We start from the raw sequence: 14,817 nt of genomic DNA on the forward strand, positions 1-14,817 counted from the left end.
GTCTCCGATGATGAAAGCCGTGTTGATTGCGGTCGCGGTGGCATCCTTATTGTTCTGTGCGTCTATGCTGCTTGTCAACGCCTATCGCGGGCCTGCGACAGCGGAGCAGGGCGCCGTGGCCGACTATCGTGGGTTCATGGTGGATTGCGCAGCACGAGGCGTTTTGCCGCTGGCTCTTCTATTGCAGCTGATTGGCGGCGTGCGTTACGGCGTGTTCGAACGTTGCCGGAAAGACCCGACGCGGGAGCTGCGCGACAATTTCATCTGGCTCGTGATCGTGTCGGTCGGCAGCGGAATCTGGTCCGTGGTGTTGTTCGGGACATTGGAATTCTTGGTGCTCCGCCGCTCGGCAGTTGATGGTCTGTTGACGTCCGTATTGGGGATGGTGCTCGTGCAGACCGTGATGATGGTTGCTTCGGTATCGCTGTTGGTGCTGCTGTTGGTGAATTGCGGCCTATCGTTCGGCCAAGTGGTGCCGGCGATGCTTGGTTTCTTCATGATGGCCGCATGGCTGTTCGCTCCGCTCATCGGTGATGTGACACGATATGTGTACTACTTCTGGTATCCGATTGCTCCCTCATGGTCCGTGGTTGCGGTCAACCAGATCATGCCGTTTGTCGGCTACTGTGTATTCATGGGGTTGGGCAACGTCATGGCATTTGACCGCACCGATCGTTTGGGGGAGTGACATGCACGCACTGAAGGCCGCTACTCAGTCCTTTGCGGGGGACTCGCCGATGCGCCTGCTGCTCATCGCCATCTACATAATTGTCATGTACCGATTTTTCTGGACGGTTCCGCACTCGGATGTCTTCATCGGCATGGTCAGACCGGTGTCGCCCGGTGAGACGTTCGATTTAGTCGCAAGTCTGTATCCAATCGCCTATATGGCGTTCGGGCTGGCACTTCCGCTGGGTTGTGACTCGCGGTATCTTTGTACCCCTGATTACCTTGTGTATATCCGCAAGCCTCGTGGCGTCGCCCAGTTCCTCCGGTATCTCGGTGTCGTGACTGCGGAGTGCGCGGTCTTTAGCGTCCCGCAGTCAATGGTCACGGCATGGCTGCTGCCGGATGTCGACCAAGACATGCTGGTGCGTACATCGCTCTGCTCAGCGCTGATTCTTATGGCGCTCGTTCTTATCGTCAATCTCGCATACTTGATGAACGCGCATGGGGTGGGGTATGGCATGGCGGGTTTCGTATATCTTGTCGTCATCGCCATTCCGCCGATTCGCCAATGGTTGGGAGAGTCGTCGTTTCCGTGCATCGTGACGTTGGTCGTCGTCGCGATTCTGGCCCTTACGGATTGGATGGTATTCGATCATGTGCAGATTCAATGAATAGCCACGAGCATCGGGCGGAGTCGAAACCGAAGAGAATCAATTCATCAAAGGAGGACATCATGCATGTGACTATCACCGACTACTCCAAGACCATTAAACATAAGCCCATCCTGCGCAACGTCAACGCGGAATTCGATTATGGACATGTCTACGGTATTGTGGGGCCGAACGGCTCCGGCAAGACCATGCTACTGCGTGCCATCTGTGGGTTCATTAGGCCCGATTCCGGCTCTGTGACGATTGAGGGCAGAACGGTGGAATTCAACCGCCGACTTCCTGAACCAGTGGGCGTAATCATCGAAAGCCCCGGTTTCGTGCTGTCCGAGAGCGGAGAGCAGAATCTGCGGTATCTGGCCGACATCAACCGCTGCTATGACGAGGAGGAGACGCGGCGTCTTCTGACGGAATTCGGACTAGAAGTACATCGTAACGAGAAAGTCAGCTCCTATTCTTTGGGAATGAGGCAGAAGCTCGGCGTCGTACAGGCGCTGATGGAGCATCAACGCCTGATCCTTCTCGACGAGCCGACCAATGGGCTGGACGAGGCGTCGGTGACGGTGTTCCTGCAGGAGATGCGTCATCAGAAGGACTTGGGGAATACAGTCATCATCGCGAGCCATCACAGCGATGAACTTGGCCAGATAGCGGATACGCTGTACACGATGGACAATGGAACGCTGCGCAGGGAGGAATGACCTGTCAATCAATGGGTTCATTCTCCTGAAGGTCGCTCGCCGCCTCCGCAACTACACTGGGCAACCATGAGCAAGCATCATCATCGCGACCGCAGCTGGGCGCCCGCGCCGGAATCGCTGCCGGAGGACGCCCACGTCATCGACAACCACACGCACGTCGCATCCGTCGTGCCGTTCGCACGCGCGATGAGCTACGAGGCCGTCGCGAAAGGGCAGCCGGAAGTGCCCGTCTACGACGTCGACGAACTGCTCGCGCAGGCGGCGGCGGTCGGCGTGACCGGAATCATCGACTGCGGCTGCGAGCTGCCGAACCTCCAACGCGCGATCGACATGGCCGTCGCGCACCCGGGCGTCGTGCACGCGGCCATCGCCATCCACCCGAACGAGGCCGTGCGCCACGGCCACCGCGCGGTGGCCGGGCCGGACGGACTGGCCGTCACGTACAAGCCGTACCACGACGTGCCGTTCGACGAGGCCATGGCCGAGGTCGAACGCCTCGCACGCGCATACCCGGACCAGGTCGTCGCGATCGGCGAGACCGGCATGGACCTGTTCCGCACCGGCGAGGGGGCGCTGGAACTGCAACGCGAGGCGTTCCGCGCGCACATCGCGCTCGCCAAGGAGCTGAACCTGCCGATGCAGATCCACGACCGCGACTCGCATCGCGAAGTGATCGAGACGCTGCTCGCCGACGGCGCGCCCGAACGCACCGTCTTCCACTCGTATTCCGGCGACGCCGAGATGGCCGCGATCGCGCGCGAGAACGGCTGGTACCTGAGCTTCTCCGGCACGGTGAGCTACAAGGGCAACGAGGGAATCCGCGAATCGTTGCGCATCGTCGGACTCGACCACGCGATGGTGGAGACCGACGCGCCGTACCTCACGCCGATGCCGTACCGCGGGCGCACGAACGCGCCGTACATGATTCCGTACACGTTGCGCGCGATGGCCGATACGCTCGACATGCCGCTCGCGGCGGTGGCGCGCGGCACCCGCGCCACCACGCGCGCGGTGTACGGCGTGTGAGTCGCGTGCGAGTGTGGCGGTGGCGCACGGTGCGGTGACGGCACGGTGAATATCAGGCGAAGTGGGGGAGGAATGGTGGATTTCCGCTGATTTCGCGGCGATGATTGGTGCCGCTGGTGAATTTGTGGTGATTGCGGTGGCGGACTACGATGTGTGTCCGAAGAAAAGCGAGTGTGACGCAAGAGACGAAAGAGCATCGAGAACGGCAGGCAGTGTGAGGCTGCTCCGCATGGAGGATTGAGCGTATGGCTGACCGCAATCAGCAGACCAAACGCGCCCGCAAGGTGGTAGGCGGCACCGCGACCGAAACGAATACGAAATCCGGCAGATCGGCCCTGGACGGGAAACGGCGGGAACGCCGGGAATGGCAGGAGCGCCAGGAGAAGGCCAAGGCGGAGAAGGAGGCGCTGCTGAGGGCCGACACCTTCACCAACGCCCCGAAGGTCTCACGCCGCACCCTCACCAAGGAGGAGCGCGAGGTCCTCGCCAAGCAGGCCGAGGCCGAGAACAAGGAGGCCGCCAAGCTCGCCACCACCGCCGCGAAGGGACGCTTCGGCCGCTGGTGGGCGCGCCTGCAGTCCGGGCCGAACAAGGTCAGCTGGGGCATGATGATCGTCGCGCTCGGCGTCGTCTACGGCGACATCGGCACCTCGCCGCTCTACACCGCGCAGACGTTCCTCTCCGGGCAGGGCGGCATCGGCAGCGTCGACCGTGAGGCCGTGCTTGGCATGCTGTCGCTGGTGTTCTGGTCGATCACGCTGATCACCACCGTCAAATACGTGCTCATCGCGATGAAGATCGACAACAACGGCGAAGGCGGCATCTTCGCGCTGTACTCGCTGATTCGCCGCCGCGGCGCGTGGCTCGCCATCCCCGCGATGGTCGGCGGTGCCGCGTTCCTCGCCGACTCGGTGCTCACGCCGGCCGTGTCGATCAGCTCCGCCGTCGAGGGCCTGCAGACGCTGCCGCCGCTCGAGGAACTGTTCGACGACAATCCGAGCCTCACGCTGATGATTACCGTGGTCATCATCGTCGTGCTGTTCATGGTGCAGTCGCGCGGCACGGAAAGCATCGGCCGCGTGTTCGGCTCGATCGTGCTCGTCTGGTTCAGCTTCCTCGCCGTGGTCGGCCTCGTGAACCTCGCGCAGGACTGGACGGTGTTCGCCGCGCTCAACCCGGTGTACGGCGTGCGGTTCCTGTTCAGCCCGCACAACGACGCCGGCATCGCGCTCATGGGCACCGTGTTCCTCGCGACCACCGGCGCCGAGGCGCTCTACTCCGACATGGGCCATGTGGGCCGCGGCAACATCTACTTCACGTGGCCGTTCATCAAGGTCGCGCTCGTGTGCTGCTACTTCGGCCAGGGCGCGTGGATCCTCGCGCACAGCCGTGACCCGCACTACACGACGATGAAATCGTTGAACCCGTTCTTCCAGATGATGACGCCGAACGTGCGCTACGTGGCGGTCGTGCTGTCCGTCACCGCCGGCGTGATCGCGTCGCAGGCGCTCATCACCGGCGCGTTCACGATGGTCTCCGAGGCGACGCGACTCAACTGGATGCCGCATCTTCAGGTGCGCTACCCGGCGCGTACGCGCGGGCAGCTGTACATCCCGGTCGTCAACGCGGTGCTGTGCGTCGCGACGCTGCTCGTGCTCGCGATGTTCAAGGATTCCGAACACATCTCCGCCGCGTACGGACTCGCGCTCACCATCACGATGATCACGACGACGATCCTGCTCGCCGTGTACCTGTGGTACGCGAAGCGGCGGGTCGGCGCGATCGTGTTCCTCGTGCTGTTCCTCGCCATCCAGATCCTGTTCTTCATCGCGTCGATGGCGAAGTTCCTGCACGGCGGCTGGTTCACGATGCTGCTCACCATCGCGATCCTGTTCGTCATGTACACGTGGAACGAGGGCACGAAGCTGGAACGCGCGCAGCGCCGCCACATGCGCCCGAAGGACTTCCTGCCCACGTTGGAGAAGCTGCACGGCGACTTCCGCATCCCGTACTTCGCCGACAACATCGTCTACCTGACGTCCGATACCGAGACGAAACGACTCGACACCGACATCTTCTTCTCCATCTTCGCCGACCATCCGAAGCGCGCCCGCGCATGGTGGGCGGTGAGCGTGGAGACCACCGACCAGCCGTTCACGCGCGAATACGAGGTGCAGAACTTCGGCACCGACTTCCTGTTCCGCGTGCGCATCCGGCTCGGATTCAAGGTGTCGCAGTCGATTCCGGCGTACCTGCACCAGATCATGCACGACCTGTCGAAGACCGGCGAACTGCCGCAGCAGAAGTCGCTGTACCCGAAGGTCGACGCCGATCCGAACATCGGCACGATCCGCTACGTGCTGATTCACAAGGCGCTGATGCCGGAGTCGAAGGTCTCCGCGCGCGGGGCGCTGTCGCTGCAGACCAAGTACGCGATCCGCCACGTCGCCGGATCGCCGGTCAAATGGTTCGGACTCGCGCCGTACAACCCGCTCGTCGAAGTGCAGCCGCTGTTCGTGTCCACGCGCAGGCCGCCGCGGCTGAAGCGGATCGAACGCGCCGCCGGGAACGAGCCGGTCACCGGGGATCTGCCGCCGGTGCGGTGAGGCCGCGATGCGGCGCGGACGAGACGCGCGGACGAGACGCGCGGGTGAAACCTATAAGCAACGCTTATAGCACCGGCCGCGCGTCGAATCGTGTGCGGGTTATGGTAGCCAACTATGTGCAGATTACTGGGTTACGCGACGGCAGGGTTCAACCTGAGTCTCAACGCAATCCTAGGCACGGAGGGTGTGGATGCCTATCGTGAGATGAGCGAGATCCACAACGACGGCTGGGGTTGCGCGATGCTCTACGAGCCGATCGAACGACCCGGCACACTCGACGGCGGCGCGCCTTCGCCCGAGACCGGCACCAAGTTGTACAAGACCACCGTGGCCGCGCGCCTCGACCCGGTCTTCCCCGAACTCGCCTCCGAACCGGCGCGAGGTGGCCTGTGGCATCTGCGCCTCGCCTCCTCGAACCTGCCGCTCATCCTCGAGAACCAGCAGCCGTTCTTCGCGAACGGACTGAGCTTCATCCACAACGGCGACATCTCCGATTCGCACGGCCGCAACATCGTGACGAACCGCCAGTACCCGGTGAACCACAGCGTGTTCCTGTCCACCGGCGGCCGTTCCGACTCCGCGATCTTCTTCGCCGTGATCCTCGAATACATCGGCTTCGGCTACGACCTCGACGAGGCCGTGGCGCAGGCCGTGCGCGAGCTGCGCCAGGCGTACCCGCGTTCCAGCTACAACTGCATGATCCAGTCGCAGGACCAGTTCATCGCGTTGAACGCGGCCGGCCGCGAACGCACGTCGTCGCGCATCGTCGAGATCTACGACCAGTACGGCCAGGGCGAGAAGGCGCAGGACTACCGTGTGATGCGCTACCGCGCGCTCACCGACGAGGAGGGCGCGCCCGCGGGCATCGTCGTCGCCTCCTCCGGATTCGACCAGACCGAGGCCGACGGCTGGGAGGAGCTCGAAAACGACCAGATGATCGTCGCCTCCAACCGCACCGGCGAATGGTCGATGCGCTCCATCGACTGATCGCGGGGGAAGGCTTCATCTCATACGATGACGATCGGTTCGCGGCCGGGGAGGGTGGCGCTGACGTGCAGGATGCCGCCGAGTCCCTCGACGTAGCGCTTCAGTGTGGAGACCTGTGTGTGGTCGATGTCGCCGCGTTCCAGTTCGCAGACCCGTTTCTGGCTGACGCCCATGTGGTCGGCGAGTTGCTGCTGCGTCAGTGCGCAGGCTTTACGTGCCTCCTTGAGCTCGTAGACGCGGATGCGCTCCTGCAACTGATCCTTGTATGGCTGCAGGTCCTGCTCGGTGAGTCCGCGCTTGGCCATGTAGTCGTCAAATGATGTGCGTTTCATCGTGCTTCCTCCTGGTTGATGGCATCGAGATGCACTGAATAGATATACCTTTTAACGTATATCGAGTATGCGTTTCTGTTGTGTTGGTTGTTTGGAGATTCCGTTGGGAAGTGGCTTGGGGGAGTGATTGGGCGCTCCGATTTAGAATCGGCTTTATTCCGCGGTTTTGCAACTGAGGGTGTTGTCATTTTCTGACTGTTTCCGACGTATGGTTTCCAATGGAATGCGGAAACCGCCTACGGAAAGGCGCGTTCCGAGGCCGCCATACAATGGCGGTATGGTTCCTACGCTTGAGCAGATCGAAGAGCTTCACCACAAGATCGCGCCTTCCGAAGAGGCGTACAACCTGATCCACACGCATTGCGTGATCGTCGCGCGCATCGCCCGCATGCTCGCGCATCGCCAGAACATGCTGTTCGCGCGCCGCTGCACGCTGCCGAAGGATGCGGCGGAACTGGCCGCGCCGTCCGCGGCGGGTGCGGAGGCGGTGCTCGCCGGCATCGAGGCGGGAGAGGGCGGCGCCGCCGGAGCCGGGGCCGGAGCGTCCGGGGAACCCGCCGCGCGCGATCTCCTCGCCGTGCCGCCGTCCGACGGGGTGACCGGCGGGCATGTGCCGCCGCGGCTCATCGACGAGCATCTGGTCACGATCGGCGGACTGCTGCACGACATCGGCACGTACAAAGTCCTCAAGCATGACGGCACCGACGGCGAACCGCTGAAATTCGCCGGCAAGAAGTACATCAAGCACGGCCTGCTCGGCTATGAGTACCTGCTGGAGAACGGCGTGGACGAGGAGATCGCGCAGTTCGCGCGCAACCACACCGGTGTGGGATTGACGCGCGACGACGTGATCCGTCAGGAGCTGCCGCTGCCGCCGGCCGACTACGTGCCGGTCAACCTCGAACAGGAGACCGTGATGGTGGCGGACAAATACAACAGCAAGTCGCTGCCCGCCAAGTTCGTCACCGCGGAAAGCTACACGAAGCGCGCGGCCCGCTTCGGCGAGGAGAACAAGCGCCGCTGGCTGGAACTCCTCGACCAGTACGGCGTCGTCGACGTGCGCCCCCTCGCCAAGGAATACGGCATGGTCATCGTGTGAGGGCTGTGCCTACACATGTGGCCCCCTCTGATGGGACATCGCCGTGGAGCAAACGCCGGAGGCGTTTGTAGGCGATGTGCGAGCCGGCAGGCGAGCCGATTTGAGGCCAGCCGAAGGCTGCCCGTAATCGCGGTCGGGCTGTCAGCCGAAGGCTGACTGGGGGAGAGTAGAGGAGCGGTCGCAGGGCGCGGGAGATACTGCATCGGCCGAAGGCCGATTCTATTTCCTGCGGCCTGCGGCCGGTGTCTCTTCCCCACCCGGCTTCGCCGGGAGCCCCCTCGTCAGAGGGGGCCGATTCGAATTGGTCTCAGTCGGCGAGGGGGAAGGTCTGGTCGGCGGCCTGTGCGACCTCGTCGGAGGCGGTGACGATGATGACGGCGCGCTTCGGGTCGCGGGCGTGCGCGATCGAGGCGAGCAGCTTCAGAATCGCGGCCGCATCATCCGAATCCAGGCCCTTCGTCGGCTCGTCGAGGATCACGACGTCCGCCTCGCAGCTGATCGCGCGGGCGATCGCCACGCGGCGCTGTTCGACGAGCGGCAGCTCGCCCACCGGACGCCCGCTCGTCGCCTCGGAGAATCCGACGCGGTCGAGCAACTCGCGCGCAATCACCGGCTTCGGCTTCAGGTACGTGCGCCCGGACGCGTCCATCGCGTACCGCACGTTCGCTTCCGCGTCGAGGTCGCCGCGCACCGCGTAGCGCTGCGGCACGATGCCGAGCCGATGCCCGCGCAGTTCGTTGATCTCCAGTTCCGCGAGGTTCGAGCTCTTCGTCATCGCCGTGCCGGACGTGGGCAGTTGGTAGCCGCCGAGCACCTCCATCAGCGTGACGCGCTGCTCCGGATCGTCCGTGTCGGGCAGCACGCGGATCGCGTACAGCGAGCCCGCGTAGCAGGCGATCGACACGTTGTCGAGCACGTGACGCCCGGTCTTGCGGTTCGTCGTGGTCGCATGGTTGAGCGAGAACGTCGGGTACGACTTGAGCAGCACGCGGTCGCCGACCTGCTTGTCGAGCGCGCGTTCGGAACGCTTCACCGACGCCTTGATTTCGTTCGGGTCGGCGGTCGCGTCGAGCGTCGCGTGCTTCGCGGCCAGCGCGAGCGTCTCGTTGACGCGTCGCGCGTTCACCGCCGTGGCCGCCGCGCTCGTCTCCTTGGGATTCGCGTCGGCCGCCTTGTCTTCGGCGGTGTCTTCGGTATCGGCGGTTTCCGCGGGTGCCGTGGGTGCGTCGGTTTCGTTGACGGTTTCGTCGTCCGCGGCGGTGTCCGTTTCACCGGCATCCGTCGCGTCGTCAGCGTCCGCGTCGGGCTCGCCCGCGGTGGCCGTTTCACCGGAAACGTCCACCGGCGCGGCGTCGCCTTCCGCGGTGTCATCCGTCTCGTCGGTTTCGTCGGTTTCGTCGATATCGTCGATATCGTCGGCATCGTCGGCATTGTCGATGGCGTCCGGATCGAACGCGATCTGCGCGTCGCCGTCCTCGTCGTAGACGATGCTGAATTCGACCGGCTGCGCGTTGATGTCGGCATCCGTGATGCCGTCGTCCGCATCCGCGTCAGCGGCTTCCGTGGCTTCCGAGGACGACTCCGTGGAGTCCACGTCCGTCTCGGCGGAATCATCCTTCCCGGCGGTCTCCGCGGTCTCGTCGATGGCGGTCTCGTCGGCGACCGTCTCGTCGGCCGCGACGTCGTCCTTCTTCTCGACGATCGTCTCGTCCTTGTCGATGTCCTTCTCGCTCATGCCTTGTCCTCCGAAATCTCCGATGCCTTGAACAGATTCGCGTTGGGGAACGTCGCCGGACGCAGCATCGCGACGATCGCGAGCACGACGACGATGCCGATCGACTCCCAGACCAACGGCCAGACGATGCCGGACGTGACGGGCGTGGCGTGGCCGTTGGCCAGCGCGGCGCCGATGGCGCCCGCGCCCAGGCCTCCGGCCACGAGGCCGACCGCCGCCGGAACCACGGTGAGTATGAACGTCTCGACCATGAACTGCCAGCCGAGGCGCGGCTTCGTCACGCCGGAGACGAGCGCCATGCCGATCTCGTCCGTGCGGCCGGACCAGGTGCGCGCGATGGTGAGCGCCGCGAGCACGATGCAGCCGCCGAGCGCGAACGCCCACAGGGCGACGCGCGCGCCGGACGCGGCGGAGGCGAGCGGCTCGATCGACTTCGTGTAGGCCTCAAGCGAGGGGGATTCGAGCGTGTAGCCCTTCGGCAGCTTCGCCTTCTTGACGAGCGTGACGAACTTGTTGTAGGTGGCGACGTCGCTGAAATCGAAGATGATGTCGAGCTTCGGCATCGACCAGGTGTTCTTCGCCTTGGAGTCGTCGAGCTTGTCGAGGCCGAGCGTGTACGTGGTGGCGTACGCCGTGTAGATCACGTTCTCGCGGTTGTCCTTCGCGTACTTGCCGCTGGTGCCGCTGGCGCTGTCGTTGTACTGGTAGATGCCCTGCACGGTGAGCTCGTAGGTCTTCGACTTGTCGGTCGGGTCGGCGACCTTGAACTTGTCGCCCACCTTGAGGTTGTTCTTCTCGGCCACGGACTTGGAGATCAGCGCGCCGGTGAACGAGGTGTCGGTGAACTTGAGCGCCTTGCCGTCGACGATCGTGTACTGGCCATAATCGTTGTCCTGCTTGGTCTTGCCGTCGTAGAAGGAGCGCAGCTGGAACTCGCCGCCCGTCTTGTCGGCGGAGGAGTCGGTGTCCGCGGTGCCGGCGATCGCCTTGAACTTCGCGGTCTGGCGCACCGGAATGGTCTCCATGAACGTGTACGTGAACGAGACGGCCTTCTCCTGTGCGGCGACCGCGTACGGGGTGTAGTCGTCGAACGTGAGGTAGTGGGCGGTGGTCGCCTTCGCGTCGTCGGACTTCATCGTGGCCTGCGTGGCGGCGGTCGGGCGCAGGACCGCGTTCGGGGTCTGCGCGTCGTAGGCGCTGCCGTGCGCCGTGTCGTTCTCCTGCACGATGGCGAGCGAGGCGATCGTGCCGAACGATGCGAGCAGCGTGACCACCACGGTCAACGCCGAGATCGCCCAGCGGCGCGTCACGGCACGCCAGGCGTTGGTGAGAACGAACATAAGCTGCTTCTCCAGTCCTCTATATCCCTATGCGCGCGGTGCGGGATGCCGGCGGAGGCCGGGGGTGCGGGATCCGCGCGCGTTTCGCTATAACAGTAAGACAGTACGTCGGCAAATGTGGGGGTTCTCTTGCCTGATGCTGTGAGGTGGCTGGGAAAACCCCTCAGTCCGCCTGCGGCGGACAGCTCCCCCTCAAGGGGGCGCAAAGAAAGGTCTTTTCTGCTCTCCTTCTGAAGGGAGGAGCAAGGGAATGGCCTTTTGCGCCCCCTTCAGGGGGAGCTGTCGGCGAAGCCGACTGAGGGGGTGCCGGGTGCCTGGCCTGGAAACCACGGCCGGAACCCTGTCCGAACGGACCGGCAAGTGGGACAATATGAAGAGGTATAACGAGGTACTGAGAGACATAGGGAAAGGGAAGGAGTCCATCATGATGGAGCCGTATGTGAGGCCGGGCATCGACGATCGCCCCGACTACGAGAAGGCGCTGAGCGCCGAGGACAAGGCCTCGGTCTCCCGTCTCGCCGCCGATCCGCACCGCATCGCCCCGGAGGCGTCCGCCGAACAGCCGACCGCGCAGGCCGCCCGCCTCGCCGCTGACGGCACCGCATCGGTCGTCGCGGCCGCCAAGGTCGACGCCGCCGTACCCGACTATGCGTCGTCGTTCCTCGACATGCGCGACCCGATGGTCGCCGCCGACGGCGAACGCCCCGACGCCGTGCAGCTCTCCCGCCTCAAGTGGGGGTTCGCGACGGGTGCGCTGCTCATCACCGCGCCGTGGGCCGCATTGAACCTCGTCGCCGTCCCGAACCAAATCGCGCACGCGGTCGGCCTGTACGCCGCCGTGCCCGCCGTCGCTCCGAGTAACGGCAGCGGTAGCGTGGCCGTCCCCCTCGCGGATGCCGCGGCGGCCTTGCCTCCCGCCGAACTGGTTTGGCCGCTGGCCGCACTGCTCGCCGTCGGCGCGCTGTTCGGCCTCGTGTTCATGCCGCTGGTCGCCGCGCTCTCCGACCGCACGCGCGTGTCCCTGGGCCGTCGTACGCCGTGGCTCGTGGGCGGCGGCGTCCTGTCCGCGCTGATCGCGCTCGCGCTCAGCGCGGCCACCGCGGTCTCCCTGCTCGTCATCCTGTGGGTCGCGCTGCAGTTCTCCTACGCGATGCTCGTCTCGCCACTCGCCGCCGCGCTCGCCGAACGTGTGCCGGACAAGTCGGTCTCCCCATCACCGCATCCGTGGCACCCTAGCGCTCGCCGAACGTGTGCCGGACAAGTTCCGTGATGGCATCGAACGCTGGTATGCGATTGGCGTGATCGCCGGCCAGGCGACGGGCGGCGTGGTCGGCGGCCTGGCCGTCGGCTTCGGCGCGTTCAACCCGTTCCTGTGCGCGGCCGTCCTGTTCGCCGTGTCCGGTGTGGGCGCCGTGGTCGTCTGGCCGCAGGAACCTTCCAGCGTCGAACAGCCGCATAAGCGGTTCGACTGGCGTGAGGTGTTCGCCGCGGCGTCGCCGCGCCTGCCGCGCGGCGCTGAGGCGAAGACGTTTCGCCGCCTGTTCTGGTCGCGCGTGTTCGTCAGCGCCGCCGTCGCGATGACCGGTGCCTACCTGTGGTACGTCGTGCGGTTCTCGGTGTACGGCGACCAGCCCGTGTTCACGTCCGCCCCCGTCACGCTACCGTCCGGCGTGCTCATCGCGCTGCTCGCGCTCGCCTCGTTCGCCGGCATGCTGCTCGCCACGCAGTCCGCCGGTGCGATCACCGACAAGTTCGTCGAAGGATTCGGCCCGTGGTGGCGTGATTCGCGCGCGGCCGTGGTCTGCACGTGCGTGCTGTACGCAATCGCGCTGGCGGTGGGATTGGCGATCGCCGTGATCGGCGGCGAGAAGAGCCTGATGATTTTCTCGTTCCTCGCCGGATTCGCCGTCGGACTCTATGATGCGCTCGTCCAGCCGCTCGTCATCGAGGCGCTGCCCGATGCGCGCGACGCGGGCCGCGCACTCGGCGTCTACGGCAACGCCCGCCCGGTCGGCGTGGTGATCGGCGCGCTTGCCGGCGCGCTCGCCATCGTCGTGGCGCCCGCGTCGCTCGGCTACGTGGCGGTGTTCCCCGCCGCGATCGTATGCGTCGCACTCGCCGCGTTCTTCCTGCGCAAGTAGGACTTCCTTATCCCCTGTGCCCCCTTGAGGGAGCCAGTGCGATTCGGACAGACGGTGGGACCACGGCTTCTTTGCGCCCCCTTGAGGGGGAGCTGGCGCGCGAAGCGCGACTGAGGGGGCTGTCGGCGGAGCCGACTGGAGATGATGGTGCGGGTACGATAGTCCCGTATATATGGTCATAGCGCGAAAAGGGAGTGGTGCATGGTCGGTATGCGCGACGTGGCCCGTCGGGCCGGAACCTCGGTGAGCACGGTGTCGCTCGTCGTCAACGGCACCGGATACGTGTCCGACGAGATGCGCAAACGCGTGCAGGACGCGATGGACGCGCTCGGCTACATCCCCAACGAGCTCGCACGCAACTTCTACCGCGACCGCACCAACATGGTCGGCGTGATCGTGCCGACCGTTCGCCACCCGTTCTTCGCCACGTTCGTCGCCGCCCTCCAGCGCGGCTTCTCGGCACGCGGCATGCGCGTCGTCCTGTGCTCGGTGGCGGACACCGGCAAGGACGAATCCGAGTACATCGACATGCTGCGACGGCACATGATGGACGGCATCGTCATGGCCGCGCACACGCGTCATCCCGCCGACTATTGGACATCCGTAGACCGTCCGATCGTCGCGTTCGACCGCTATCTCGGCGAAGGCGTGCCGTCGGTGAGATCCGACCACGAGCAGGGCGGCCGCATCGTCGCGCGCGAGCTGATAGCGTCCGGCGCGCGTCACGTCGCGCTGGTCGGCGGCCCACGCGCCCAGTTCCACGATCTGACTGACGATGATCCGTCGGACGGCCCGCATCCGGAATCCACGTTCCCCACCGTGCGCTACTACCTCACGCTGGAACGTGAGCTGGACGCGGCCGGCATCGCGCACGAGTACGTCGAGTCGGGCGGCGTCGACGATTTCGCCGGATACGTCGCCGCCGTGCGCGGCCTGTTCGACCGTCGCGGACGCGCGGTCGACAGCGGCGATGCCGGTAACGTCGACGGCGGTGACGACGGCGTCGCGCCCGTCGCGACGGACGCCGCCGTGCCGCCCGTCGACGCGATCGTCGGCAACGACGTCGTCGCCGCGCTCGCCGTGCAGGAGGCGGCGAGGCGCGGCATCCGCGTGCCCGACGACCTCCAGATTGTCGCGTACGACGGCACGTATCTCGTCGACGCGGCCGGCGTGCGGCTCACGACCGTCGCGCAGGATTTCGGCACGATCGCCGAGCGCATCGTCGACCGGATGATCGCGTTGATCGGGGATGGTGGTGACGACGCGACTGCCGGTGACGCTGCGATTGTCGATGATGGCGATGATGACGGAGCGGGGGAGCGCGGCGTCACGCTCGTGCCGCTCGTCCTGCGCAAGGCCGACTCGACGCGGTGACGGCGGCGCGGTGGCCGCGGTGGTGGCTGCGACCTGTCCCGCAGGTTACGGGAATGTGATGGGAAAATGCGACGAATTCGCATGGTTCACATAGTGAACATCAGTGGCCGGCGGCGGAACGGCGCTCCTATGGTGTGGA

Annotated in this window: 13 protein-coding genes; 10 read left to right on the forward strand and 3 right to left on the reverse strand. The window is 65.1% G+C overall.

Annotated elements, in window-relative coordinates:
- The first annotated feature begins 7 nt into the window (after positions 1-7).
- The 6 genes from AC1AYD_RS04970 to AC1AYD_RS04995 all read left to right on the forward strand — a co-directional run bounded on the left by AC1AYD_RS04970 (position 8) and on the right by AC1AYD_RS04995 (position 6,657).
- Entirely contained in the window at positions 8-688 is a 681-nt protein-coding gene (locus AC1AYD_RS04970) for a beta-carotene 15,15'-monooxygenase (RefSeq protein ID WP_476544772.1), read from the forward strand.
- A 1-nt stretch (position 689) separates the two neighbouring features.
- Positions 690-1,340 (forward strand): hypothetical protein, encoded by a 651-nt coding sequence (locus tag AC1AYD_RS04975; protein ID WP_476544773.1) that lies wholly within the window; start codon positions 690-692, stop codon positions 1,338-1,340.
- Positions 1,341-1,402: 62 nt separating this feature from the next.
- Entirely contained in the window at positions 1,403-2,038 is a 636-nt protein-coding gene (locus tag AC1AYD_RS04980) for an ABC transporter ATP-binding protein (protein WP_476544774.1), read from the forward strand.
- Positions 2,039-2,104: 66 nt separating this feature from the next.
- A complete protein-coding gene (locus tag AC1AYD_RS04985; RefSeq protein ID WP_476544775.1) occupies positions 2,105-3,064 on the forward strand; it encodes a TatD family hydrolase in 960 nt (319 codons plus the stop codon).
- A gap of 245 nt (positions 3,065-3,309) precedes the next feature.
- On the forward strand, positions 3,310-5,670 hold the full coding sequence (locus AC1AYD_RS04990; RefSeq protein WP_476502300.1) for a KUP/HAK/KT family potassium transporter: 2,361 nt from the start codon (positions 3,310-3,312) through the stop codon (positions 5,668-5,670).
- A 114-nt stretch (positions 5,671-5,784) separates the two neighbouring features.
- Positions 5,785-6,657 carry a class II glutamine amidotransferase gene (locus AC1AYD_RS04995; protein ID WP_101621691.1) on the forward strand — a complete coding sequence of 291 codons (873 nt, stop codon included), beginning with the start codon at positions 5,785-5,787 and terminating at the stop codon, positions 6,655-6,657.
- Positions 6,658-6,677: 20 nt separating this feature from the next.
- Here the strand turns inward: AC1AYD_RS04995 and AC1AYD_RS05000 are convergent, their stop codons facing one another.
- Positions 6,678-6,989 (reverse strand): helix-turn-helix domain-containing protein, encoded by a 312-nt coding sequence (locus AC1AYD_RS05000; RefSeq protein WP_243394279.1) that lies wholly within the window; start codon positions 6,987-6,989, stop codon positions 6,678-6,680.
- A gap of 277 nt (positions 6,990-7,266) precedes the next feature.
- On the opposite strand from AC1AYD_RS05000, the gene AC1AYD_RS05005 reads away from it, so the two are divergent.
- On the forward strand, positions 7,267-8,088 hold the full coding sequence (locus AC1AYD_RS05005) for an HD domain-containing protein (protein ID WP_476502301.1): 822 nt from the start codon (positions 7,267-7,269) through the stop codon (positions 8,086-8,088).
- A 307-nt stretch (positions 8,089-8,395) separates the two neighbouring features.
- Here AC1AYD_RS05005 and AC1AYD_RS05010 read toward each other — a convergent pair whose 3' ends face one another.
- Together AC1AYD_RS05010 and AC1AYD_RS05015 are read right to left on the reverse strand one after the other, a co-directional pair.
- A complete protein-coding gene (locus tag AC1AYD_RS05010) occupies positions 8,396-9,823 on the reverse strand; it encodes an ATP-binding cassette domain-containing protein (RefSeq protein WP_476502302.1) in 1,428 nt (475 codons plus the stop codon).
- Positions 9,820-11,163 carry an FtsX-like permease family protein gene (locus tag AC1AYD_RS05015; RefSeq protein WP_476502303.1) on the reverse strand — a complete coding sequence of 448 codons (1,344 nt, stop codon included), beginning with the start codon at positions 11,161-11,163 and terminating at the stop codon, positions 9,820-9,822. The genes AC1AYD_RS05010 and AC1AYD_RS05015 overlap by 4 nt, the downstream gene beginning before the upstream one ends.
- A 424-nt stretch (positions 11,164-11,587) precedes the next feature.
- On the opposite strand from AC1AYD_RS05015, the gene AC1AYD_RS05020 reads away from it, so the two are divergent.
- The 3 genes from AC1AYD_RS05020 to AC1AYD_RS05030 all read left to right on the forward strand — a co-directional run bounded on the left by AC1AYD_RS05020 (position 11,588) and on the right by AC1AYD_RS05030 (position 14,678).
- The gene (locus tag AC1AYD_RS05020; RefSeq protein WP_476544776.1) at positions 11,588-12,433 is read left to right on the forward strand and encodes an MFS transporter; all 846 of its coding nucleotides are present in this window, start codon (positions 11,588-11,590) and stop codon (positions 12,431-12,433) included.
- The gene (locus tag AC1AYD_RS05025; RefSeq protein ID WP_476544777.1) at positions 12,414-13,304 is read left to right on the forward strand and encodes an MFS transporter; all 891 of its coding nucleotides are present in this window, start codon (positions 12,414-12,416) and stop codon (positions 13,302-13,304) included. The genes AC1AYD_RS05020 and AC1AYD_RS05025 overlap by 20 nt, the downstream gene beginning before the upstream one ends.
- 201 nt (positions 13,305-13,505) lie before the next feature.
- On the forward strand, positions 13,506-14,678 hold the full coding sequence (locus AC1AYD_RS05030) for a LacI family DNA-binding transcriptional regulator (RefSeq protein ID WP_476503135.1): 1,173 nt from the start codon (positions 13,506-13,508) through the stop codon (positions 14,676-14,678).
- Positions 14,679-14,817 lie beyond the last annotated feature (139 nt).

This window comes from Bifidobacterium sp. LH_426 (genome assembly GCF_056356875.1).